Below are 22,877 nucleotides of genomic sequence, written 5' to 3' on the forward strand. Positions count from 1 at the left end.
AGGGACTACCGGTACAACAACAAGCACAGGTAGGAAATGCTCGTGAAGATCAAACGAGTCAGAGTCACCCCCATCGCCTTCCGCGATGCGCCGCTGCTCAATGCCAGCGGCATCCACGAACCCTTCGCGCTGCGCTCGATCATCGAAGTGGAGAGCGACAACGGCTACATCGGCCTCGGCGAGAGCTATGGCGACGCGCCGGTCCTGGCGGTACTGCAGGCCATGCAGGACAGCCTGGCCGGGCTGGACGCCTTCGACCTCAACGGTCTGCGTGCTCGCGTCATTCAGACGGTGGCCCGCCTCGGTCCGGCCGAAGCCGGCGCCGAACTGGCGCCCGGCTCCCACCCCAGCAAGCAGGTGGCCAACGCCTATTCAGCCTTCGAGGTCGCCTTCCTCGATCTGCAGGCGCGCTCGCTGAACATGCCCCTGGTAGATCTGCTGGGGGGCGCCATTCGCACTGAAGTGCCCTTCAGCGCATACCTCTTCTTCAAGTACGCAAAGCACATCGACGCCCCCTATGCGCCGGATTCCTGGGGCGAAGCCCTCAGCGAGGAGCAGATCGTCGCCCAGGCCGCTCGGATGATCGAGGCCCACGGCTTCCAGAGCATCAAACTGAAGGCCGGTGCCTTGCAGCCCGAGCACGAAGTGGCGTGCATCAAGGCACTGAAGAAGGCCTTCCCCGACCACCCGCTGCGCATTGATCCCAACGGCAACTGGTCGCTGGAAACGGCGCTGCGCATGGCCGAGCTGCTGGGCGATGACCTGCAGTACTACGAAGACCCGACCCCCGGCCTCGATGGCATGGCCGAACTGCACGAACGGACCGGCATGCAACTAGCCACCAACATGGTGGTCACCGACTTCGAGGAGTTCCGTCGCAGCGTCGCCTTGAACAGCGTGCAGATCGTTCTGGCCGACCACCACTACTGGGGTGGCCTGCGCGATACCCAGGTGCTGGCGCGGATGTGCGACACCTTTGGTCTCGGCCTGTCGATGCATTCCAACTCGCACCTGGGCATCAGCCTGATGGCCATGACCCACGTCGCGGCGTCCGTCCCCAACCTCACCTATGCCTGTGATACGCACTACCCGTGGCAGGAGGAGGACGAGGAGGTCATCAAGGGCGGCAAGCTGCCGATCCAGGACGGTTGCGTACGCATCACCCGGGCGCCGGGCCTGGGCGTGGAACTGGATCAGGATCAGCTGGCCAAGCTCCACGAACAGTACCTTTCCATCGATATACGAAGTCGCGACGACGCGCGGCAGATGCGCAAATACGACCCGGCTTGGAAAATACGCAAGCCGAGGTTCTGACCCCGTCCGCTGCCTGCGGAATGCAATACGACACCGCGCGGTCATCCCGCGTGGGCTCTTCGACAAGAACAATTCAGAGAGAAGAACCATGGGCGAAGTACTGAAACAAACCCGTGTGCGTTACCTGATCCTGCTCATGCTGTTCCTGGTGACCACGATCAACTACGCCGACCGCGCCACCATCTCCATCGCCGGCTCCACCATGCAGAAGGAGCTCGGCATCGACGCCGTCATGCTCGGCTATATCTTCTCCGCCTTCGGCTGGGCCTACGTGCTCGGCCAGATTCCGGGCGGCTGGCTGCTCGACCGCTTCGGCTCCAAGCGCGTCTACGCCGTGAGCATCTTCACCTGGTCGCTGTTCACCCTGATGCAGGGCTTCGTGGATACCCTGCCGGTGGCCTGGACCGTCGTCACGCTGTTCTTGTTGCGCTTCCTGGTGGGCTTTGCCGAAGCGCCGTCCTTCCCCGGTAACGCACGCATCGTCGCGGCCTGGTTCCCCACGGCCGAGCGCGGCACGGCGTCCGCCGTGTTCAACTCCGCCCAGTACTTCGCCACCGTGCTCTTCGCCCCGCTGATGGGCTGGATCGTCCACAGCTTTGGCTGGGAACACGTGTTCATCGTCATGGGCGTGATCGGCATCCTGTTCTCCGCGGTCTGGCTGAAGTTCATTTTCAACCCGAAAGATCACCCGCTGGCCAACAAGGCCGAAATCGACCACATCGCCGCCAACGGCGCGCTCGTCGACATGGACCAGAACCGCAAGCTGCCTGGCAATGGGCCGAAGTGGGAGCACATCAAGCAACTGGTGGGCAGCCGCATGATGGCCGGCATCTACCTGGGCCAGTTCTGCATCAACGCCATCACCTACTTCTTCCTCACCTGGTTCCCGGTGTACCTGGTGCAGGAGCGCGGCATGACCATCCTCAAGGCCGGCATCATCGCCTCCTTGCCGGCCATCTGCGGCTTCATCGGTGGTGTACTGGGTGGCGTGCTGTCCGACTGGATGCTGCGCCGCGGCCATTCCCTGAGCGTGGCGCGCAAGACCCCGATCGTCTGCGGCATGCTGCTGTCGATGAGCATGATCCTCTGCAACTACGTGGACGCCGACTGGATGGTGGTGGGCTTCATGGCCCTGGCCTTCTTCGGCAAAGGTATCGGTGCTCTCGGCTGGGCGGTGATGTCGGACACGTCGCCCAAGCAGATCGCCGGCCTGTCAGGTGGCATCTTCAACACCTGCGGCAACCTGTCTTCGATCACCACCCCCATCGTCATCGGCTACATCATCGCCGCCACCGGTTCCTTCAAGTGGGCCCTGGTGTTCGTTGGCGTAAACGCCTTCATGGCCGCGTTCAGCTACCTGTTCATCGTCGGCGAGATCAAGCGCGTAGAGCTCAAGGGTGCAAAGACTGACGCTGAGGTTCCGGCAGCCGCTAGCGAAGCGCCTGCCGCGAGTCCAGCCCGTTAATTCGCAGAAGGACAAGGCAATGACTCAACAGAATCTTCATCAGGGCGCACCGCGTATCACCGAACTGCAAGTGGTGCCGGTGGCCGGCCAGGACAGCATGCTGCTCAACCTCAGCGGCGCCCACGGTCCGTACTTCACCCGCAACGTGGTGATCCTAAAGGACAACGCCGGTCACGTCGGCGTTGGCGAGGTACCTGGCGGCGAAGCCATCCGCCAGACGCTGGAGGATGCCCGTGCCTTGCTGGTAGGGCAGTCCATCGGCAACTACCAGAGCCTGCTCAACCAGGTGCGGCAGGCGTTTGCCGACCGCGATTCCGGCGGTCGCGGCCTGCAGACTTTTGACCTGCGTATCGCCATCCACGCGGTCACCGCGCTTGAGTCCGCACTGCTCGACCTGCTCGGCCAGCACCTGGAGGTGCCGGTGGCGGCCCTGCTCGGTGAAGGCCAGCAGCGCGACGAGGTGGAGATGCTCGGCTACCTGTTCTACGTCGGCGACCGCAACAAGACCGAGCTCGATTATCGCAGCGAAGCCGACGCCGACGACGCCTGGTTCCGCCTGCGCAACGAAGAGGCGCTGACTCCGGAAACGGTCGTGCGTCTGGCCGAGGCGGCCCATGCCCGCTACGGCTTCAATGACTTCAAACTCAAGGGCGGCGTCCTGCGCGGCGAAGAGGAAATCGAAGCGGTCACCGCACTGGCCGAACGCTTCCCCGAGGCACGCATCACCCTCGATCCGAACGGTGCCTGGTCGCTCAAGCAGGCAGTTGCCCTGTGCCGCGATCAGCACCATGTGTTGGCGTACGCCGAGGACCCTTGCGGCGCCGAGAACGGGTACTCCGGTCGCGAGGTGATGGCCGAGTTTCGTCGTGCCACCGGCCTGCCGACCGCCACTAACATGATCGCCACCGACTGGCGCCAGATGGGCCACGCCATCTCACTGCAGTCTGTGGATATCCCCTTGGCCGATCCGCACTTCTGGACGATGCAGGGCTCGGTACGGGTGGCGCAGATGTGTAACGACTGGGGCCTGACCTGGGGCTCGCACTCCAATAACCATTTCGATATCTCCCTGGCGATGTTCACCCACGTCGCCGCGGCGGCGCCGGGCAAGATCACCGCCATCGACACCCATTGGATCTGGCAGGACGGCCAGCGCCTGACCAAGGAGCCGCTGCGTATCAAGGGCGGCAAGGTGGCGGTGCCGCAGAAACCGGGTCTGGGTGTCGAACTGGATATGGACGAACTGGCCAAGGCCAATGCTCTGTACAAGTCCAAGGGCCTGGGCGCTCGAGACGACGCCATCGCCATGCAGTACCTGGTGCCGAACTGGACCTTCAACAACAAGCGCCCCTGCCTGGTGCGCTGAGGCAACCAGCGGCACCTGGTTCCTGTGGGAGTGATTTCAATCGCGGATGAATTCGCTCCCACAGGGCCATACCAAGCCTGATACAGAGAACAACAACGGAGTCAGCCATGCAGTTGATCCAACACCAGGACTCTCCCCGCCATGTGCGCCTGCACCCCGATGACAACGTCGCCATCGTTATCAACGAGCAGGGCGTGGCGGAGGGCGGTCAGTTCCCCGACGGCCTGGTCACCCGTGAAGCCATTCCCCAGAGCCACAAGGTCACGTTGGTGGACATCCCTGCCGGCGGTGCCGTGCTGCGCTACGGCACCGTGATCGGCCATGCCTTGAAGGCCATTCCGCGTGGCAGCTGGGTGCGCGAGGAACTGCTGAGCATTCCCGAAGCCCCGGGTCTGGACAACCTGCCCATGGCCACCGCCGTGCCGCCGACGATGGCGCCGCTGGACGGCTACACCTTCGAAGGGTTCCGCAATCCGGACGGCAGAGTCGGTACCCGCAATATCCTCGGCGTGACCACCACAGTGCAGTGCGTCACTGGCGTGCTGGATCACTGCGTCGACCGTGTGCGCAAGGAAGTCCTGCCGAAGTACCCCAATGTCGATGATGTGGTCGCCCTGACCCACAGTTACGGCTGCGGCGTGGCGATCAACGCGCCGGACGCGGTGATCCCGATTCGCACCCTGCACAACATTGCGCGCAATCCCAACCTCGGTGGCCAGGCGCTGGTGATCGGCCTGGGCTGCGAGAAGCTGCAGGCCGAACAACTGATGCCGGGCGACGAGCTCACCGCCGGGCAGGACGAGGAAGCCTGGCTGTTCCGCCTGCAGGATTCCGCCACTGGCTTTGCCGGAATGGTCGAGCAGATCATGGGCATGATCGAGGACCGGCTGAAAGTCCTCGACCTGCGCCGCCGGGAAACCTGCCCGGCGTCCGAGCTGGTGCTGGGCATGCAGTGCGGTGGCAGCGATGCCTTCTCCGGCGTTACCGCCAACCCGGCTCTGGGCGTGGCCGCCGACCTGCTGGTGCGTGCCGGGGCTACTGTGATGTTTTCGGAGAACACCGAAGTGCGGGATGGCATCCACCTGCTCACCCCGCGTGCGGCAACTCCCGAAGTGGCCCAGGCGCTGGTGCGCGAAATGGAGTGGTACGACCGCTATCTGGCCCGTGGCATGGCTGATCGCAGCGCCAACACAACGCCGGGCAACAAGAAAGGCGGCCTGAACAACATCGTCGAGAAAGCCATGGGCTCCATCGCCAAATCCGGCAACAGCGCCATCGCTGGCGTCGTCGCTCCGGGCGAGCGCGTGCGCGGCAAGGGCCTGCAGTATTGCGCGACGCCGGCCAGCGACTTCGTCTGCGGCACCCTGCAACTGGCTGCGGGCATGAACCTGCACGTGTTCACCACCGGCCGCGGCACGCCCTATGGCCTGTCCATGGTGCCGGTGATCAAGGTCTCCACCCGTACCCAACTGGCCGAGCGCTGGCCCGATCTGATTGATGTCGATGCAGGTCGCATCACCTCCGGACGCGTCACCCTGGAAGAGATGGGCTGGGAACTGTTCCGCTACTACCTCGACGTGGCCAGCGGCAAGGAACGCACCTGGGCGGAGAAGCATCGGCTGCACAACGATCTGACCCTGTTCAATCCAGCTCCTGTAACGTGAGCGTCCGCCCTCAGCCAGTCTCGCCTTGTTCTTCTCTAGCTTGCGAGACCGTGGACAGGCGCTGTTTGTTTGGAATGAGAGACCCAGAATGGAACCCAGGATCCTCCACGTCGGCCCGCTGACCGAGCGCTTCAACCAACGCCTGGTCAGCGAACAGCGGGTCACGCAGCTCTGGCAGCAAGGTGACGCGCTGGCCTTTCTCGAGGGACACGGCGCCGAGTTCGACATCGTGGTCACCTCGGCCCGCTTCGGTTGCTCGGTCGCCATGCTCGAGCGCCTGCCCAATGTGCGCGCCATCTGCAGCTTCGGCGTCGGCTACGACGCCATTGCCGTCGACGTGGCGCGCCAGCGTGGCATCCAGGTCAGTTCCACGCCGGATGTGCTCAACGACTGCGTCGCCGATCTGGCCATGGGGCTGCTCATCGACTGCTCGCGGCGCATCAGCGCGTCGGATCGCTTCGTTCGCGCCGGAAGCTGGCCGGCCGGTAATTTCCCATTGGCACGCAAGGTCAGCGGCAAGCGCCTCGGTATTGTCGGTCTTGGCCGCATCGGCAAGGACGTCGCGCGTCGCGCCGGCGGTTTCGACATGCAGGTGCGTTACCACAATCGCCGCCCGGACGCAGACAGCCCCTTCGGTTTCGAGCCGGACCTGCTGGCGCTGGCTCGCTGGGCAGATTTCCTGGTGCTGACCTGTCCCGGCGGCGCGGCAACCCATCACCTGATCTCGGCGCAGGTGCTCGAAGCCCTGGGGCCGGAAGGCATCCTGGTCAACGTAGCCCGTGGCTCAGTGGTGGATGAACAGGCACTGGTAGTCGCCTTGAGCGAAGGGCGCCTGGGCGGTGCGGGGTTGGATGTTTTCGAAGCCGAGCCGCGTGTTCCCGAAGTCCTGTTCGGCTTGGACAACGTGGTGCTGGCGCCGCACATCGGAAGCGGCACTGAAGAAACCCGTTTGCAGATGGAAGAACTGGTGTTCGCCAACCTGCAGTCGTTCCTCGACAAGGGCGAGATGCTGACCCCCGTGGTCTGACACGCCCCACCCTATAGCGGCGGCCGCATCGGGCGGCCCCACTATGCGGCCCCCCGCCACAAGCCGGGCGCCGTTTCCTCCCGCGAAATTGAGCTGCAGATTCGCAGTGCCGGCGCGCCACGAGTGCGCCGTTTTTTTTGTGGAGTGAGACCCAGCAAGGCCCACCATCCCTCACCCCAACCCTCTCCCTTCGGTAGAGGGTTGGGGTGAGGGAAGCTGGCTGGCGCTGGTGGTCAGGCTTGCGGCAATCAGAACTGATAGCTCAGGGTTGCCGAGACGTTGCGTTTCTCGCCGAAGTAGCAGAAGTCGAGGCTGTAGCAGGACGCCACATAATCCTCGTCCAGCAGGTTGTTGGCGTTCAGGCTGAGGTCCAGGCCCTGCATGCCGAGCTTGCCGAGGTCGTAGCCGATAAGGGCGTCGACCAGGGTGTAGGAGGGCACGTGCAGGGTGTTTTCCTTGTCCGCCCAGGTCTTGCCGACGTAGCGCACGCCGAGGCCGGTGCGCAGGCCGTCGAGAGCGCCAGCGTTGAAGTTGTAGTCACCCCAGATGGACGCCATGTGCTTGGGCGCCTGGTTTGGGGTATTGCCCTGGTTGCCGTCGAGCGATTTGGCGTAGGTGATGTCGGTGTAGGTGTAGCTGGCCAGGACCTTGAAGTTGTCGGTGACCTGGGTGTGAGCCTCCAGTTCGATACCCTTGGAGCGCACCTTGCCTACCGACGTATAGAAGTTGTCCTGCGGCAGCTTGGAGGCGACGTTCTCCTGGGTGATATGGAACACCGAGGCGGTGTACATGCTGTTGCTGCCTTCGGGCTGGAACTTCAGCCCGGCTTCCCACTGCTTGCCTTCGGTGGGGTCCAGAGCCTTGCCGGATGCATCGGAGTAAGCGTTCGGGTTGAACGACTCGGAGTAGCTGATGTAGGGCGCGATGCCGTTCTCGAAGAGATAGAGCACGCCGGCGCGGCCGGTGAACTTGCTCCATTGCTCGTCGCTCTTGGTTTGCGCGGTGCGGTTCTCGTCGGAGACGTCTACCCAGTCCTGGCGCATGCCGAGGGAGAAGCGCCACTGGTCGACGTCTATCAGGTCCTGAAGGTACAGGCCGGTCTGCTCCAGACGGCGGGTGTGGTTGTCTTCGGAGAGGAAACTCAGGCTCTCGTTGCCATATACCGGGTCGAAGGCGTTGAGCGGCGTGGAAACGCCAGAGGTCCAGTCCACACGGGTCTTGCGGCGCTGGTAGTCGAGGCCGATGAGCAAGGTGTGGCGGGTGCTGCCCCAGTCGAATTCGGCCTGCACCATGTTATCGATGATGTAGGCATCCAGCGCTTCGCTGGCACCGGAGAAGTAGCGGTTCAGTTCGTTGCTGTCGGGGGCGGTCCACTGATAGCCATAGACCTGCGACAGGTCGACGTCCGAACTCAGGTAGCGGAAGTTCTGCCGGGCGCTCCAGACGTCGTTGAAGCGGTGCTCCAGCTGGTAGCCGAACATGCGCTGGGTGCGGTCGAAGTCGTCCAGTCCAGGTTCACCGTCGAAGAACTCGCGGCTGATACGCCGGCCGTTGTGCTGGAACAGGCTGCCGTCGGCCGGTACACCGCTGTGGTAGCCGCCATTGGGGTCATGCTGCAGGTAGCCCTGCAGGGTCAGGGTGGTGTCTTCGCTGAAGTCGATGGCCAGGGTCGGAGCGATCGCGTAGCGCTCGTCCTTGGTATGGTCGAACTGCGTGTCACCACCCTTGCCCAGGCCCACCAGGCGGTAGGCGATGCGCTTCTCCTCATCCAGCGGGCCGCTGAAGTCGAAGCCCACTCCTTTCTGGTTCATGTTGCCCACGGTGGCCTGCACCTGGTGGTAGTCCTCGTACAGCGGCTTCTTGCTGGTCAGTGCCACCAGACCGCCCGGCAAGCTGCGGCCATAGAGCACCGAGGAAGGGCCCTTGAGCACGTCGATGCGCTCGAGGAAATACGGGTCCACCTGCATCGAGCTGAAGGTGCCGCTGTCGCCCATGGTTTTCAGGCCGTCGAGGTAGACGTTGTCGACGCTGTTGTCGGCGAAGCCGCGCATGACGATGTAGTCGTAGCGGTTCGAAGCACCCACCTGGCCGGTGAAGATGCCGGGCGTGTAGCGCATGGATTGCTGGACGGTCCTGGATCCCTGGTCGTCGATCTGCTCGCGAGTGATCACCGACACGGTCTGCGACGTTTCCATCAACGACTTGCTGGTCTTGGTGGCGATCTGGCTGTGGGTGGCCAGGTAGCCGTCCTCGCTGCCCAGTGCGTTGCCCAGGGCGAACACCTGGGTGCTGGGCACTTCCAGCGCGCTGCCGGCCGGTATCTCACGCAGCACGAAGCTACCGCCGCCAAGGTTTTCGGCTTGCAGCGAGGTCCCTTCGAGCAGCCGCGCCAGACCGGCTTGCACCGACCAGGAGCCATCCAGACCGCTGGTGCTCAGGCCGCGGGTCTGCTCCGGAGTGGCAGAGAGGTTGATGCCCGCCTCGCGAGCGAAGCGGTTCAGCGCTTCATCGAGGGCCCCGGCGGGAATGGCGTAGCTGCGGCTGGCCACTGCGGCAGCCTCGTCGGCAATGGCTGAGCAGGGCAGCAACGGTGCGGCAAGGGCGGCGGACAGCAGGGCGCCACGAATGGAAAGGGCAAGGCGGGAAGCGCGGGGTGGGGTCATGAAAGCATCCGTGGGCATCGGCAAAGGTTAATGGGATTCATTCCCTTTGCCGGCGCAGGCGGGAAAACCCGCCAGAAAAAATGAAGATTGTTCGGGAGACCAGGGCGCGGCAGTACTTGCAGGGGCGATTTCAATCGCCAAGGGCGGCGCAGCTGCCCCACGGGAGCGGCCTGTTTCGCGAATCAATTTGCTCCTACAAGAGCCTGGGTCGTGCGCCTGTGGGAGCGATCTCAATCGCGAACATTCGGGATTAAACCCTCTCCTCCACCGTCACCCACCAGCGGGTGCGGTAGTGCAGTTCCACGGGCAGGGTGCGCGGCAGCAGCGCCAACAGCTTGTCGGTGTCGTCCAGGCGGAACACACCGGACAGGCGCCGGTTGGCAATAGCCTCGGCGCAGGCCAGACGACCGTGACGATAGCGCCCCACCTCCGCGAGAAAATCCGCCAGACGCATGTCACGGGTGACGATCAGGCCGTCGACCCAGGCACCCGCTTCCATGTTCGGGCGCTGCACCTGTCGGATGATTTCGTGGGTGACGTCGAAACTCTTGCCCGCTTCGATGACCTGTTTCGACAGGCCGCTGGACGGGGTCAGCGTTACGCTGCCCTGCAATACGCTGAGTCGCGATGCCGCCTTGCCCTGCCGCAGCACGAAACGCGCGGCCTGGGCTTCCACCTGGGCGTGGGCGGTGCGTACTCGCATCGGTGTGGGCTGGATGGCGCTGCTGACGAGGATCTCGCCACGGCGCAACTCGATCAGCCGTTGCCGGGAGTCGAAGCGGATATCCACAGCCGAATCGGTGTTCAGTTGCAGCTGACTGCCGTCGGCCAGCGCCAGGCCTCGACGCTCGCCTGTGGCGGTGGCGAGGTCGGCGGTCAATCGCTCCCAGGGGGTGATGTCGCGGGTCAGCCAGAAGGCCGCGCCCCCGACGGCAGCGCCGGAGAGCAGCTTGAGTGCTTGGCGTCGACGCAGTCCAGCGCGGGCGTTGTCCAGCACCAGGCCGGCTCCGGGCATGGCCAGCCCGAGTTCACGGTCGAGTTGCTGCACCCGTTGCCAGGCCAGTTCGTGCTCGACCTCCTGCCCGCGCCAGTGCTCGCAAGCCTTTTGCAGGTCGACATCGCCGCTGCCGCGCAGACGCATCATCCAGTGGATGGCCTGACGCACGACCTGCTCGCTCGGGGCGGCGACCTGGCTCTGGGCGCTCATTATTCGAACCTCAGCAGGTAGCAGTGGTACAGGGCGTCCGCCACGTAGCGCTCCACGGAGCGCAGGGAAATGCCCATCTGCGCGGCGACTTCCTTGTGGGGCAGGCCTTCGCACTGTGCCAGCAGGAAGGCGGTGCGCGCCTTCGGCTTGAGACGGTCGAGCATCCGCGCGATGCGCTCCAGCAGTTCGAGGATCAGTTCGCGCTCCTCGGGGGAGGGCGCCTCGGCCTCGGGCAGCTGTGCCAGGGCTTCCAGGTAGGCGCGTTCCAACTCCTCGCGACGCCAGTGGTCGATCACCAGCCCCCGCGCCACGGTGCGCAGGAATGCGCGGGGGGTACGCAGTTCGAGGTGCTCGCCCTTGCCCAGTAGGCGCAGGAACGTGTCCTGGGCCAGGTCCGCGGCATCGGCGGCATTGCCCAGCTTGCTGCGCAGCCAGTTCTTCAGCCAGCCGTGATGCTCGCTGTACAGCGCCTGGAGGGTGACATGGGGAGAGGACATTGAGGCCACCGCGACATGCGATACAAATGAAAATTAATCGCATTTTCATTGTGCGCCTGGGCTTTTGCAACAGCGACCTTAGGTCTTGCCTGATACGCACGCTCCGCTAGCGATACCAGCGCGGCGTGTACACCCAATCCTCGCCATTGCCCTTTGGCACCCGGCGGGTCAACGACGAGCCGATGATCACCAGGGTGCGCATGTCCACCTGCTCCGGCGTCAGCTCGCCGAGGCTGGTGAGGATGAGTTTCTCCGCCGGGCGGCCGATGTCGCGGCCCAGCACCACCACCGTTTCCGGGCGACGGTGGCGGGCGACGATTTCCAGGGCGCGGCCCAGTTGCCATGGGCGGGCGCGGGAAATGGGGTTGTAGAAGGCCATGGCCAGGTCGGCAGCCGCGGCGTGGTCGAGGCGGTCCTCGATCACTTCCCAGGGCTTGAGGTTGTCTGACAGAGAAATCAGGCAGAAGTCATGACCCAGGGGCGCGCCGGCCTTGGCGGCAGTGGCCAGCGCCGCGGAAACGCCAGGGAACACCTGCAACTCGACCTGCAACCAGCGTGGATCGCGGGATTCATCCAGGGCCTCCAGCACGGCGGCGGCCATGGCGAATACGCCCGGGTCGCCGGACGACACCACCACCACGCGGCGACCGTTTGCCGCGAGCTCGAAGGCATGGCGGGCGCGCTGGAGCTCTTCGCGATTGTCGGTGCAGTGCGCCACCTGGTCGGGGCGCAGTGGGCCGGCCATGCGGATATAGGTTTCGTAACCGAGCAGGTCCTCGGCCTCGTCCAGTGCCTGGCGTACCGCCGGCACCATGAACTCGGCGGCGCCGGGACCGAGGCCTACCACCGTGAGGCGGCCACGGGGCTGGCCGAGCAGCGCCGAGTCCACCGGCTCGGTCGCGAGGTAGAGGCGAATGCCATGCGCTTGCTGGTGCAGGGGCGGCAGGGCGGTTTCATCGGTGATGAAGCGCAGGGGGACATCGAGTGCGGCGGCAGTCGTGGCCAGGTCGGCATCCACCATCCGTGAATGGTCCGCCACCAGGCACGCCAGGGACCGCTCTGCCAAACCGGCATCGGTGAGCACCAGACGAACAGCCTCCGCGTCTGCCGCGCCGTCGATGCGGGCGATAGCCACGCGGGGGTGGATCAGCAGTTCATGACGTTCGGCTGCGCGCGCGTTGGCGGTGATGTGGATGACCCGTTGTGCTTCATCCGCCAGTGGCAGGTGAGCATCTTCCAGCCAAGGTGCTGCACCCTGCACGCGCACGGATTCACCACCCAGAAGGTCGGACACGAAGCGCTTGCCCTGTTCGATGTCAGCCAGCACATAACCCTTTGGCGGATCCAGCAGGCAGGTACCGAAGCGCAGTTCGCCGCTGGTGGTGATGGCCGGCGCCACCTCCAGGATCGTGGCGATTTCCCGCGCCATGCGATTCACGCCGCCGATGCCGCCAAGCAGGGGCACCACGGCGCTTCCGTCCTCGGCCACCGCCAGCACCGGCGGTTCGGCGCCTTTATTCGCCAGTAGCGGAGCCAGGGTGCGAATGACGATGCCGGCGGCGCACAGGGCGATGATCGGCGTGTCGGTGCGGTAGAGCTCGCGCAGGGTTTCGCCGAACTCGGCGTAGCTGTCGTCGGCACCTTCGACGCGCCCGGACAGGCCGAGGATGCGTGCCTGTGGATAAAGCGCCTGGATGCGCTTGGCGATGGGCACGCCGCCGTTGCCGAGGAGGACGATGGCCGGAGGGTTATGCATGGCAGAGTTCCACAGGTAGGGTGCGCCGTGCGCACCGGAAGTCGTTGGCGCGCTTGGCGCACCCTACGGGCACGGACATCCCGAACGGCATCAGCCTCTCCACTTCTGGCCGGGGATGACGATCATCGAGAAGTAGGGCGAGGCCATGGGGTCCACCTCATCCAGCGGCACGATGCGCTGGTTGGTCATGGTCGCGCGCTCGACGTAATGGGCACGGCTGGCGATGCCGAGGTCCTGCAGAACCCGGCGCACCTTGTCGAAGTTGCGCCCGAGCTTCATCACCACGGCCGCTTCTGCGTCCGCCAGGCGCGCCTTGAGTTCTTCCTCCGGCAGCACGCCGGAGAGCACTGAAAGACTCTGGTTGCGGTACACCAGCGGCACGCCGAGCACCGCCGCGCTGCCCAGCATGGAGCAGACGCCGGGCACCACTTCCACGTCGTAACGCGCGGCCAGGCGGTCGTGCAGGTACATGTAGGAACCGTAGAAGAAGGGATCGCCCTCGCAGATCACGGCAACGTCACGGCCGGCTTCCAGATGCTGGGCGACCTGTTCGGCGGCGGTATCGTAGAAGTCGCTGATCACCGTCTCGTAGGACAGCGGCGGCTCCAGCTTTTCGGTGGTCACGGGGTACACCAGCGGCATGCGCTGCTGGGCGTCGGTGAGGTGCTGTTCGATGATGCCGAACGCGTTGCCGCCCTGACCCTGGCTGGCCTTCGCCTTGGCCACGAAGTAGCCCACTACAGGTGCCGATTGCAGCAGGCGCAGTGCCTTGAGTGTGATCAGTTCCGGGTCGCCGGGGCCCACGCCGAGGCCGATCAGCCGTCCTTTGCCGTTCATCATTCCACCTCCGTGGCCAGTGCGTTGACCGCTGCTGCGGCCATGGCGCTGCCGCCGCGACGGCCCCGCACGATCACATAGGGCACGCCGCGGCTGTCGGCGGCGAGCATGTCCTTGGATTCCGCCGCGCCGACGAAGCCCACCGGGAAGCCAAGGATCAGCGCCGGTTTCGGTGCGCCGGCATCGAGCATTTCCAGCAGGTAAAAGAGCGCGGTGGGAGCATTGCCGATCACCACCACGCTGCCTTCAAGGTGTTCGCGCCAGTGCTCCAGCGCCACCGCCGAGCGGGTGTTGCCCAACTCGCGGGCCAGCTCCGGAACGCCGGGATCATTGAGGGTGCAGATGACTTTGTTGTCTGCCGGCAGGCGTGCGCGGGTAATGCCCTCGGCCACCATGCGTGCATCACAGAGAATCGGTGCGCCGGTGGCCAGGGCGGTGCGGCCGGCGGCACCGGCGCCGGGTGAGAAGCGCAGGTCTTCCACCACATCGACCATGCCGCAGGCGTGGATCACTCGCACTGCGAGTTTTTCCAGGTCCGCGGGAATGCCGGCCAGTTTGGCCTCGGCGCGAATGATGGAAAAGGAGTTGCGATAGATCTCCTGACCATCGCGGATGTACTCGATCATTGGGTGGAACTCCAGGTGTCAGGAGGGGAGGCCAGGCGTTCGCCGGCTTCCTTGAGGCTGATGTCGCGCGCTAGCAATCGGCCAAAGCCGACGCCGCCGCGCTGGTATAGGTCATATTGGCCGGGGCCCGTGGCCAGAAGGGTAAAGGGCGCCACATGGGCCGAGGCGCAGGAGCGCGGGCAGCCGCTGAGGTGAACCACCGCGCCTGGCGGCAGCAGCGCCGCCAGAGCCAGGGCATCGGACTTGGTATCCGCCAGCCCCCTGGCGCAGCCAGCCGAACCGGTACAGGCAACCAGTCGCGCCAACGGGGCGTTCGCATTGGTTGCCAGACCGAGGTCATGCATTGCTTGCTGGACCGCTTCGGGATCACGGGCATTGGGCAGCAGCACCGATTGCCAGGGCGTCAGACGCAGGTTGCCGTCGCCCAGGCTGTCGGCGAGATCGGCCAGTGCCTTGAGTTGCGTGGCATCCAGCCGGCCGAGGGCGGGCGCGCCACCGACATGGCGGCCATCGTGAATGCCGAGATGGGCAAAGGGTTGCGGGGCGGGTCTGTGCCAGTCGCCGACGGGCAGCAGCGGGACGTCCAGCCGCTGTTGCAGACGCAGCAGCAGGTCGCCCTCCGGGTGTTCCGCGAGCAGGTGGCGCATGCGCGTCTGCTCGGGCGTCGCCAGTTCGAGGAACAGGTCCAGCAGGGCCTCTACCAGTGCGGGTACCTGGGCGCGCGGTACGGCGGCCAGGGCAGGGACGTCACCCGTCGATTGCGGTGGGCAGCCCGCCAGGCCGAAGGCGAACTGCGCATGGTCGCCGGTGCCCATGGCCGAGACCCAGAGATCGTGGGGGTGTTCCAGCATTGCCATCGACTCGCCGCCGTCCAACAGCAGGGCGAACTTTGGCGACAAGGCGTGGAAGTGCGCCTTGTCCTGCAGCAGCGCAAGAATCCGCGCGGCCAGGGGCGAGATATCCACAAGGGCGGACGGGTCGAGTCCGGCGAGCGGACTGACCATCAGGTTGCGTACATCGTCGGCGCCGGGGGAGTCCGCACCCAGGCGCGCGGCGAGCAAGGCGTCGATCAACGCCTGTTCGGCGTCGGCCTTCACGCCACGAATCTGCAGGTTGGAGCGATTGGTGGCTTCGATCACGCCGCTGGCATGCTGGCTTGCGGCTGCCGCAATGGCGCGGGCCTGATGCGAGTCCAGGCGACCGCAGGGCAGTTTGATCCGGCAGATGCCGCCGTCCTTCGCCTGGACGATACGCAGCAGCCCCGGGCATGCCGAGGGACGGACGGATGGCGCTGTGGGCTGGGCGTGTTTCACTCAGGTCACCATGGTTGGCGTCGCGGCGACCCGGTTCCCTGATGCAGGGACAACGTTGCATCGATACACCCCGCTCGATGCGTACACACGCGACTGGTTCCATCGGCAGGTCTCCTGGCTGGCAGGTCGTCGTCCCGTGCGGCCTTCCCGGAGTATTTCCAGTGACCAGAATGCATGGACTCGCTGCTTACAGTTGCGGGGGCAGCCACGGTTTATCCGTGTTCCCTTTAAGCCGGAGCGATTGTGTGCCGCGCCGGCAACCGATGAAGGGCGCTATTATGCCCGCTTTGCCCGGACCTATGAAAAGGCTGCCTGTCGGGAGCCGAATGGTCGTGCTTTTCTGGAATCGAGGACAGCGAATGCAGCCCTGGCTGACAGTGGTGGGAATAGGTGAAGACGGCTATGCGGGTCTGGGCAAGGCCGCGCGCCGTGCCTTGCTGGCTGCCGTCGAAGTGGTCGGAAGCCCGCGCCAGCTCGACCTGCTGCCGCATTGCATCCGGGCCCGCCGCAACCCCTGGCCAAGCCCCTTCTCGCTGGCCCCGGTGCTGGAAAAACGTGGCACACCAGTCTGCGTGCTGGCCAGCGGCGACCCCATGCTGTTCGGCGTCGGCGCCAGTCTGGCGCGGCAGGTTGCGGTGGCCGAGATGCAGGTGATTCCCGCGCCCTCGTCCTACTCGCTGGCGGCCGCCCGCCTGGGTTGGCCATTGCAGGACGTGACCCTGCTCTCCGTCGTCGCTCGTCCCCTGGCGACGCTCAATGCCCATCTGCACGACGGTGCCCGCCTGCTGGTGCTGAGCAACGATGGTTGCAGTCCGGCGTCCATTGCCGGCCTGCTGGCCGAGGCGGGTTATGGCCCCAGCCGCCTTGTCGTGCTGGAGCATCTTGGCGGTGAGCGTGAGCGTCGTATCGATGGCATCGCCCGCGACTGGTCCCTCGACGAGGTTGCCGCACTCAATTTGGTCGCCATTGAAATCCAGTCCGGCGAAGGCGCGCGCTCACTGCCATCGACCACCGGTCTGCCGGACGACGCCTATCGCCACGACGGGCAGCTCACCAAACGTGACGTCCGTGCCATTACCCTGGCGCGTCTGGCGCCGCGTCCCGGCGAACTGCTCTGGGATGTCGGTGCCGGATGCGGCTCCATCGGTATCGAGTGGATGCGCGCGCATCCGAGCTGCCGGGCCATTGCCATCGAAGCCAACGAAGGCCGCCAGGCGCACATCCGCCATAACCGCGATGCGCTTGGCGTACCTGCATTGCAGCTGGTCGCGGGCCAGGCCCCGCTAGCGCTGGAGGGGCTGCCAGAGCCGGATGCCATTTTCATCGGCGGTGGCGTCACCGAACCGGGCGTTCTGGATCGCTGCTGGAACCAGCTCAAACCGGGCGGCCGCCTGGTTGCCAATGCCGTGACGCTGCAGAGCGAAGCGATGCTGGTGGCCTTCCGTGAAAGCCATGGTGGCGAGCTCACCCGTATCGCCGTCGCCCAGGCCCAACCATTGGGCGGCTTCGATACCTGGCGCTCGGCCCTGCCGATCACGCTGCTGGACGTGGTGAAGCCTTGACTCCGACCAGTGTGGAACAACGATGAAACGCATCCTGCTGCTGGGCGGCATCACCGAAGCGCTGGCGCTGTCGCGGCGTCTCGGTCCCGATCATGTCTACAGCCTCGCTGGCCTCGGCAAGGTGCCGGACGACCTTGCCTGCCAGGTTCGTGTCGGCGGTTTTGGCGGAGCGGAAGGGATGGCCCGTTTCATCGAGGAAGAAGGCATCAGCCTGCTGGTCGATGCGACTCATCCCTATGCCGCTCAGATCAGCCACAACGCCGCGGCAGCTGCCGAGCTGGCCGGCATTGCCTGTTGGGCGCTGCGGCGCTCCGGCTGGCAGGCAGGCCCTGAAGATGACTGGCGTGATGTGGCCGACTGGGCCGAACTGATTGCCGTCCTGAAGGATTTTCGCCGCCCCTTCTTCACCCTCGGCCGCGAGCCGTTGGAGCATCTGCATGAGATTCCAGCGCAGCAGCACTGGACGGTGCGCTGCCTGCAAGGCCAGCCTGCCGGCCCGCGCTATGAGGTGATCGGTGCGCGTGGTCCGTTCAACCTCGACGGTGAGCGCGAGTTGTTCGCCCGATTGGCAAGCGATGTGCTGATCAGCAAGAACAGTGGCAGCCAGTCCACCGAACCCAAGCTGCAGGTGGCGCGCGAGCTCGGGTTGCCGGTACTGATCCTCAAGCGCCCGGAGCTTCCCGCCGTGGCCCGAGAATTTGATTCCGTCGAGGGTCTCTGGCAGTCCCTCGCTACCTACCTGGAAACACCATGACCGCAACACCCTACGCCCGCGTGCTGTTCGCCGGGCCGGACCTCTCTGAAGGCGCCTTCGCCGAACTTTTCCGCCGCCAACTCGGCGCCCTGCATGGCGACGAGGCCCTGGCCGATATCGTCGATACGAGCTCCGGCTACGAGCCACTGTGGCAGCGCGTTGAAGAAAGCCCGCGCCCGCTGCTGGTGATCGATCTCGAACCGCAATCCTCCGCCCAACACCTGGACTGGTTGCGCAGTGAGCTGGCTGTTTTGGAGGCTCCTGAACACGTCTTCGTCGCCAGCCTGCTCGGCCAGTTCGACAGCGACCCGGCCGGCGCTGCCTGTGCGCTGGTCGAGCGCCACGAACTGCACCTGGACTGCGTGAACGTACCCGCGCTGCCAGAGCAACACGCCTGGTCCTGCATCCCACCCCATGCTCGCCGCCTCCTGCTGTGCAACGGCCCGCGCTGCACCCGCCGCGGTGCCCTGCCGCTGTGGAAGAAACTGCGGGAAACCCTCAAGGCCGCCGGCAAACTGGAGTGCGACGGCGGTGTACACATTACCCGCACCCAATGCCAGTTCCCGTGCGACCTCGGCCCGACCGCCAGCCTTTACCCGGAAGGAGAGTGGTACCGGATTCGCGATGAGGAAGAGGTGCTGCGCTGGGTGCAGGAGCGGATCGTGGAGGAGCGGCCGGTGCTGGATTTGTTGATTAAGACGTAGGGGCGCCGGGACGCGTCCCGGCGAGCCCGGTAAGGGGCATAGAACGTTGCTGCCTGCGACCTCACATCGCTGAGTTTGGCGTGTTCAGCGATCACCTTCGGATGTTCTGAACGAATGACTCCATTGCGCCCCAGGAGGCTGGGGCCTCCTGACTATCCAGTTCGCGCCCCGGGATTACTGCGGGTCTCCCGCCGGCACTGCTCTTTGCTCAATCATCTTGCACAGCGCGAAGGCCGAGCAAGCGGCGAAAAGGATGGCAAGTGCATTAATGGTGAACTCCAAGTCCGGCTCACGTCCAAAGCTGAAACGGAATGAAATCGGGCCAATAAAGTTGAAGCTGGAGTCGGGAGTACGGAACGCGAAGCTTTGCAGCATGCAGAGTAGGGAAATGAAGAAGTAGGCCGTGGGGCGTCCTTTCAAGCCCAGCCAACCCAACGTTAGCGAAACGATGCCCAGCGTCAGTAGGTAAATTGCGCTGCTTTGGGGTGTGGCAACTCCTAAAGCTGCAAACACTGTGGGAGCCATGACAGCCATTGCCCCTTGGATCAGGGAAAACAGGGAGACGGCAATGCCTATGGCTGGCGTTTGTCGCTGTGTCGATTTTTCTTCCATGAAGGCTTCCCGGTAAAGCTGGTGTGTGGGCTGTGAGCACTGCTCTTGATTCGGAGAGGAAGGCTATTGTTTGGCCATCACTCTGTCCATGGCTGCGGCGCACATTTTCGACTCAAGTTCGTGACGCCCGACCTTGAATCTCCCCTTTCCCTCCGGGAAAGAGGTTGGGGTGAAAGGCCAGCCTAGAGCTCGGAAATGACTCGGTACTCCGCTTCCAACTCTTGCGCCAGTTTCTTCGCCCGACCTAGCCTGATCGGCCCACCTTCGATATCCACCAGCAGCGTCGGGCAGCCCAACGGCACCAGCGCAGGCCAGTCCTTCAAACGCCCATCGGTAAGCACCAGCAGACGCTGTTCCTCGGCTGGTTTCTGTCGTTGTCGACGCGCCAGCCAGGTGGCCGATTGCTGCAGGGCATCGATCAGTGGCGTGCCGCCGCCAGCGCCGAGTTCGGCGAGCCAGTGATGCAGGGCGGGGGACGCTTTTTGACCTTGCCAGAGCCACTTGGGCTGACGGCCAGTGGCGTGCAGCACAGCGAGGCGCGCACGTTGGCGGTAAGCCGCTTCGAACAGGCTCGTCAGCAACCCTTTGGCCTGTGTCAGGGCGCCGTGGCGGCGGGTAGAGGCGGAAGCATCCACTACCACCAGCCAGAGTTGCTCGGGGCGCTGGCTACGCGGCGCGCGGATCAGGTCGGTGGCTTGGCGCGGGCGGCCGCGCAACAGCGTCGGTAGCCACTGGATGGCCCCCACCAATCCCGTGCGGCGAGCGCCGCTGCGACCGTTGCCGAGAGTGCCGGGTCTGGGCCGGGCACCCGCCCCTGTGACCGTACGCGGGCGGATGCTCAGGGCTTTTTTGGCCAGCGCGGCAGGTCGCGCCGTTCTCCCATCGGCACCGCCTGGGCGGGCAGCTCGCCCCATTGGCCTTCGCCACTGGAGGTTTGGGGCTGGGAGCTGACCGGTGAAGATTGCGGTGGCTGCTCGGCCGTTGTCGGGGCGTGCGTACGGCGGTGGGCGAGGGCAAAGTGTTCGACGGCGTCGATGTCCTCGGCGTCGATCCGGTCGGCACCGCGCCAGGCGGCATGGGCCCGTGCGGCGCGCAACCAGACCAGGTCTGCGCGCATGCCGTCGACGCCGGCGGCGAAGCAGCGTCGGGCGATCTCATCCAGGGCAGCATCGTCCAGCGGAATGCCGGGCAGACGCACGCGGGCGTCCTGGCAGCGCTGGGCCAGGGTCTGTTGCTCGCCACTCCAGTGGACGGTGAAGGCTTGAGGGTCGGCATCGAAGGCGAGTCGGCGGCGGACGATCTCAGCGCGCTCGGCGGGCTGCGGCTGACCGTTCTGCAGGACCTTGAGGCCGAAGCGGTCCAGCAGTTGCGGGCGCAGTTCGCCTTCTTCGGGGTTCATGGTGCCGATCAGCACGAAGCGTGCGGGATGGCGGTGGGAGATACCGTCGCGTTCCACCTGGTTCACGCCGCTGGCGGCCACATCCAGGAGCAGGTCCACCAGGTGGTCGGGCAGCAGGTTGACTTCATCCACATAGAGCACGCCGCCGTGGGCCTTGGCCAGTACGCCGGGGGAGAAGCGCGCACAACCTTCGCCGAGGGCGGCGTCCAGGTCCAGGGTGCCGACGATGCGTTCTTCGCTGGCGCCCAGGGGCAGGGTGACGAAGAGAGCTTCCGGCAGCAGGTCGGCAATGCCCCGCGCCAGGGTGGACTTGGCCATGCCGCGCGGGCCTTCGATCAGCACGCCGCCAATGGCGGGGTCGATGGCGGCCAGGTAGAGCGCCAGTTTCAGTTCGTCGGAACCGACCACTGCGCTCAGGGGAAAGTGGGGAATATCGGTCATGGCTGTGTCCTGCGGTGCCTGGCGGGCATGGTAGCGAAAGCCTGGGGCGGCCGATAGAAATCAGTGATTGAACGCGGCACGGCGATGCAGTAGGTTAGCCAGCATTCGCTTTGGAGATTGTCATGCCGCACCTCGCTTCCACTTCGCTCATCGCTCGCCCGGCCAAGGCCCAGGCGTGTGTGCGTGTGGCTGCTGCGGCCAGCTATTTCTATGGGTATTGGTTTAGCCACGGGCTGACCTGATACCCAATCAGGCGGCCCACTCCAGCAGGGTCGCCGCCAAAGCTCCACGAAACCCCCGGTCGGCAACCCGACCGGGGGTTTTTGTTTTCCGGCCCACAAGGCCAACAACCGACATACAGGATCGCACCATGATCAGCTATCGCACCTACCAGACCTATTACCGCAACTCCGACTGGCGATTTAGCCGCGCAGGCTCCGCACAGACACCGTTGAATCGAACACCCAGATAGCGCCGTGCGCGGATCGAGCCGCGCCGGCTGAGGATGCCAGTCATGAATTCGCACCAATCCGTTCTGCCCGCCGCTGTACAGCCGCTCCATGCTATTGCACTGGAAGCTGCCCTTTCCCCATCGCGCAGCACCCACCCGCTGCCCACTCCCGCCGAATTGCGCCAGCGCTTACCGCTGAGTCATGCCATTGCCCGTCAGATCGATGCCCAGCGCGAAGCTGTTCGCGCCGTGCTGGATGGCGAGGATTCGCGCCTGCTGGTGGTGGTCGGCCCTTGCTCCATCCACGACGCGGATTCCGCCCTCGACTATGCTCGGCGTCTCGCTGCACTGGCGCCGGAGGTGAGTGACCAGTTGCTGCTGGTGATGCGTGCCTATGTCGAGAAACCGCGCACCACCGTGGGCTGGAAGGGCCTGGTCTATGACCCGCATCTGGACGGCAGTGGCGACATGGCCGAGGGCCTGGCGTTGAGTCGCCGGCTGATGCTGGATGTAGCCGAGCTGGGCCTGCCGATCGCGACTGAGCTGCTGCAGCCGCTGGTCGCTGGCTATCTGGACGACCTGCTGAGCTGGGCCGCCATTGGCGCGCGCACCAGTGAGTCGCAGATCCACCGCGAGATGGTCAGCGGCCTGGACCTGCCCGTGGGCTTCAAGAACGGAACCGATGGCAGCCTCGGCGTCGCCACCGACGCCATGCGCTCGGCCGCCCATGCTCACCAGCATTTCGGTATTGACGTCCAGGGCCGTCCGGCGCTGGTGCAGACCGCCGGCAACGCGGATACCCACCTGGTGCTGCGTGGCGGCAACCGTGGACCGAATCATGATGCGGCCAGTGTGCAAGCGGCGCGCGACGGGCTTGAGAAACTCGGTATCGCCCCGCGTATCCTGGTCGACTGCAGCCATGCCAACAGTGGCAAGGACCCACTGCGTCAGCCGGCGGTTCTGGAAGATGTGATCAGCCAACGCCTGGCCGGCCAGGACGCCCTGCGTGGGGTGATGATCGAGAGCCACCTGTTCGATGGCGCGCAGTCGCTGTCCTGCGATTTGCGCTATGGGGTTTCGATCACCGATGGCTGCCTGGGCTGGGCGGGGACGGAAGCGATCCTGCGAGAGGCGGCGGCGCGGTTGCGCGGGTGATGGCATTCGCTGTGGGAGCGAATTCATTCGCGATTGAATCCGCTCCCACAGGACCTCGGCCCTG

At 65.1% G+C, this 22,877-nt stretch carries 19 protein-coding genes and 1 riboswitch; of the genes, 9 read left to right on the forward strand and 10 right to left on the reverse strand.

Going from position 1 to position 22,877, the window contains the following annotated elements; genetic code table 11:
- Positions 1-42: 42 nt before the first annotated feature.
- From E8E75_RS01110 to E8E75_RS01130, 5 genes are all read left to right on the forward strand, one after another.
- Positions 43-1,314 carry a glucarate dehydratase family protein gene (locus E8E75_RS01110; RefSeq protein ID WP_120655292.1) on the forward strand — a complete coding sequence of 424 codons (1,272 nt, stop codon included), beginning with the start codon at positions 43-45 and terminating at the stop codon, positions 1,312-1,314.
- Positions 1,315-1,402: 88 nt separating this feature from the next.
- Positions 1,403-2,779: an MFS transporter gene (locus tag E8E75_RS01115; protein WP_120653269.1), complete on the forward strand. Its 1,377-nt coding sequence runs from the start codon at positions 1,403-1,405 to the stop codon at positions 2,777-2,779.
- Between the two features lie 19 nt (positions 2,780-2,798).
- Positions 2,799-4,145, forward strand: a complete 1,347-nt coding sequence (gudD, locus tag E8E75_RS01120) for a glucarate dehydratase (protein ID WP_153918396.1) — start codon at positions 2,799-2,801, stop codon at positions 4,143-4,145.
- Positions 4,146-4,252: 107 nt separating this feature from the next.
- On the forward strand, positions 4,253-5,809 hold the full coding sequence (gene garD / locus E8E75_RS01125) for a galactarate dehydratase (RefSeq protein WP_153918398.1): 1,557 nt from the start codon (positions 4,253-4,255) through the stop codon (positions 5,807-5,809).
- Positions 5,810-5,897: 88 nt separating this feature from the next.
- Positions 5,898-6,836 carry a 2-hydroxyacid dehydrogenase gene (locus E8E75_RS01130; RefSeq protein WP_153918401.1) on the forward strand — a complete coding sequence of 313 codons (939 nt, stop codon included), beginning with the start codon at positions 5,898-5,900 and terminating at the stop codon, positions 6,834-6,836.
- A gap of 248 nt (positions 6,837-7,084) precedes the next feature.
- Here E8E75_RS01130 and E8E75_RS01135 read toward each other — a convergent pair whose 3' ends face one another.
- The 7 genes from E8E75_RS01135 to cobG form a co-directional block, all read right to left on the reverse strand.
- On the reverse strand, positions 7,085-9,499 hold the full coding sequence (locus E8E75_RS01135; protein ID WP_256672893.1) for a TonB-dependent siderophore receptor: 2,415 nt from the start codon (positions 9,497-9,499) through the stop codon (positions 7,085-7,087).
- A gap of 250 nt (positions 9,500-9,749) precedes the next feature.
- Positions 9,750-10,706, reverse strand: a complete 957-nt coding sequence (locus E8E75_RS01140) for a FecR family protein (protein WP_153918405.1) — start codon at positions 10,704-10,706, stop codon at positions 9,750-9,752.
- A complete protein-coding gene (locus E8E75_RS01145) occupies positions 10,706-11,203 on the reverse strand; it encodes a sigma-70 family RNA polymerase sigma factor (protein ID WP_120653263.1) in 498 nt (165 codons plus the stop codon). Before E8E75_RS01145 ends, E8E75_RS01140 begins: the two co-directional genes overlap by 1 nt.
- A gap of 106 nt (positions 11,204-11,309) precedes the next feature.
- Positions 11,310-12,959, reverse strand: a complete 1,650-nt coding sequence (gene cobJ, locus E8E75_RS01150; RefSeq protein ID WP_153918407.1) for a precorrin-3B C(17)-methyltransferase — start codon at positions 12,957-12,959, stop codon at positions 11,310-11,312.
- 90 nt (positions 12,960-13,049) lie between these two features.
- Entirely contained in the window at positions 13,050-13,799 is a 750-nt protein-coding gene (locus E8E75_RS01155) for a precorrin-2 C(20)-methyltransferase (RefSeq protein WP_120653261.1), read from the reverse strand.
- Positions 13,796-14,422, reverse strand: a complete 627-nt coding sequence (locus E8E75_RS01160; RefSeq protein ID WP_120653260.1) for a precorrin-8X methylmutase — start codon at positions 14,420-14,422, stop codon at positions 13,796-13,798. Before E8E75_RS01160 ends, E8E75_RS01155 begins: the two co-directional genes overlap by 4 nt.
- Positions 14,419-15,735, reverse strand: coding sequence for a precorrin-3B synthase (cobG, locus tag E8E75_RS01165; RefSeq protein WP_280357760.1), 1,317 nt, complete (start codon positions 15,733-15,735; stop codon positions 14,419-14,421). Before cobG ends, E8E75_RS01160 begins: the two co-directional genes overlap by 4 nt.
- A gap of 86 nt (positions 15,736-15,821) precedes the next feature.
- Positions 15,822-16,015: riboswitch (cobalamin riboswitch) on the reverse strand.
- A gap of 79 nt (positions 16,016-16,094) precedes the next feature.
- On the opposite strand from cobG, the gene cbiE reads away from it, so the two are divergent.
- The 3 genes from cbiE to E8E75_RS01180 are packed head-to-tail and all read left to right on the forward strand — an operon-like array spanning position 16,095 to position 18,755.
- Positions 16,095-17,297 carry a precorrin-6y C5,15-methyltransferase (decarboxylating) subunit CbiE gene (cbiE, locus tag E8E75_RS01170; RefSeq protein WP_120653258.1) on the forward strand — a complete coding sequence of 401 codons (1,203 nt, stop codon included), beginning with the start codon at positions 16,095-16,097 and terminating at the stop codon, positions 17,295-17,297.
- A gap of 22 nt (positions 17,298-17,319) precedes the next feature.
- The gene (locus E8E75_RS01175) at positions 17,320-18,051 is read left to right on the forward strand and encodes a cobalt-precorrin-6A reductase (protein ID WP_120653257.1); all 732 of its coding nucleotides are present in this window, start codon (positions 17,320-17,322) and stop codon (positions 18,049-18,051) included.
- Positions 18,048-18,755 (forward strand): (2Fe-2S) ferredoxin domain-containing protein, encoded by a 708-nt coding sequence (locus tag E8E75_RS01180; protein WP_153918409.1) that lies wholly within the window; start codon positions 18,048-18,050, stop codon positions 18,753-18,755. Before E8E75_RS01175 ends, E8E75_RS01180 begins: the two co-directional genes overlap by 4 nt.
- A gap of 174 nt (positions 18,756-18,929) precedes the next feature.
- On the opposite strand, the gene E8E75_RS01185 is transcribed toward E8E75_RS01180, so the two are convergent.
- The 3 genes from E8E75_RS01185 to E8E75_RS01195 form a co-directional block, all read right to left on the reverse strand.
- Positions 18,930-19,367 (reverse strand): hypothetical protein, encoded by a 438-nt coding sequence (locus tag E8E75_RS01185; RefSeq protein WP_153918411.1) that lies wholly within the window; start codon positions 19,365-19,367, stop codon positions 18,930-18,932.
- A 182-nt stretch (positions 19,368-19,549) separates the two neighbouring features.
- Positions 19,550-20,281, reverse strand: coding sequence for a VWA domain-containing protein (locus tag E8E75_RS01190; RefSeq protein ID WP_153918413.1), 732 nt, complete (start codon positions 20,279-20,281; stop codon positions 19,550-19,552).
- Positions 20,206-21,207 carry an AAA family ATPase gene (locus E8E75_RS01195; protein ID WP_153918415.1) on the reverse strand — a complete coding sequence of 334 codons (1,002 nt, stop codon included), beginning with the start codon at positions 21,205-21,207 and terminating at the stop codon, positions 20,206-20,208. Before E8E75_RS01195 ends, E8E75_RS01190 begins: the two co-directional genes overlap by 76 nt.
- 514 nt (positions 21,208-21,721) lie before the next feature.
- Here E8E75_RS01195 and E8E75_RS01200 point away from each other — a divergent pair.
- Complete coding sequence (locus E8E75_RS01200; protein ID WP_174235586.1) at positions 21,722-22,813, forward strand: 3-deoxy-7-phosphoheptulonate synthase; 1,092 nt, start codon at positions 21,722-21,724, stop codon at positions 22,811-22,813.
- Positions 22,814-22,877: the final 64 nt, after the last annotated feature.

The sequence above is a fragment of the Pseudomonas sp. BN606 genome, assembly GCF_029873115.1.
In the GTDB taxonomy this organism is placed as follows: Bacteria; Pseudomonadota; Gammaproteobacteria; order Pseudomonadales; family Pseudomonadaceae; genus Metapseudomonas.

What these genes read in the sequence shown, in the direction of transcription:
- E8E75_RS01135 (WP_256672893.1), bottom strand. Translation starts at nt 9,499, where the DNA reads ATGACCCCACCCCGCGCTTCCCGCCTTGCCCTTTCCATTCGTGGCGCC.
- E8E75_RS01145 (WP_120653263.1), bottom strand. Translation starts at nt 11,203, where the DNA reads ATGTCCTCTCCCCATGTCACCCTCCAGGCGCTGTACAGCGAGCATCAC.
- E8E75_RS01175 (WP_120653257.1), top strand. Translation starts at nt 17,320, where the DNA reads ATGAAACGCATCCTGCTGCTGGGCGGCATCACCGAAGCGCTGGCGCTG.
- E8E75_RS01180 (WP_153918409.1), top strand. Translation starts at nt 18,048, where the DNA reads ATGACCGCAACACCCTACGCCCGCGTGCTGTTCGCCGGGCCGGACCTC.
- garD (WP_153918398.1), top strand. Translation starts at nt 4,253, where the DNA reads ATGCAGTTGATCCAACACCAGGACTCTCCCCGCCATGTGCGCCTGCAC.
- E8E75_RS01155 (WP_120653261.1), bottom strand. Translation starts at nt 13,799, where the DNA reads ATGATGAACGGCAAAGGACGGCTGATCGGCCTCGGCGTGGGCCCCGGC.
- gudD (WP_153918396.1), top strand. Translation starts at nt 2,799, where the DNA reads ATGACTCAACAGAATCTTCATCAGGGCGCACCGCGTATCACCGAACTG.
- cobJ (WP_153918407.1), bottom strand. Translation starts at nt 12,959, where the DNA reads ATGCATAACCCTCCGGCCATCGTCCTCCTCGGCAACGGCGGCGTGCCC.
- E8E75_RS01140 (WP_153918405.1), bottom strand. Translation starts at nt 10,706, where the DNA reads ATGAGCGCCCAGAGCCAGGTCGCCGCCCCGAGCGAGCAGGTCGTGCGT.
- E8E75_RS01190 (WP_153918413.1), bottom strand. Translation starts at nt 20,281, where the DNA reads ATGGGGCGAGCTGCCCGCCCAGGCGGTGCCGATGGGAGAACGGCGCGA.
- E8E75_RS01130 (WP_153918401.1), top strand. Translation starts at nt 5,898, where the DNA reads ATGGAACCCAGGATCCTCCACGTCGGCCCGCTGACCGAGCGCTTCAAC.
- E8E75_RS01195 (WP_153918415.1), bottom strand. Translation starts at nt 21,207, where the DNA reads ATGACCGATATTCCCCACTTTCCCCTGAGCGCAGTGGTCGGTTCCGAC.
- E8E75_RS01200 (WP_174235586.1), top strand. Translation starts at nt 21,722, where the DNA reads ATGAATTCGCACCAATCCGTTCTGCCCGCCGCTGTACAGCCGCTCCAT.
- E8E75_RS01115 (WP_120653269.1), top strand. Translation starts at nt 1,403, where the DNA reads ATGGGCGAAGTACTGAAACAAACCCGTGTGCGTTACCTGATCCTGCTC.
- cbiE (WP_120653258.1), top strand. Translation starts at nt 16,095, where the DNA reads ATGCAGCCCTGGCTGACAGTGGTGGGAATAGGTGAAGACGGCTATGCG.
- E8E75_RS01160 (WP_120653260.1), bottom strand. Translation starts at nt 14,422, where the DNA reads ATGATCGAGTACATCCGCGATGGTCAGGAGATCTATCGCAACTCCTTT.
- E8E75_RS01185 (WP_153918411.1), bottom strand. Translation starts at nt 19,367, where the DNA reads ATGGAAGAAAAATCGACACAGCGACAAACGCCAGCCATAGGCATTGCC.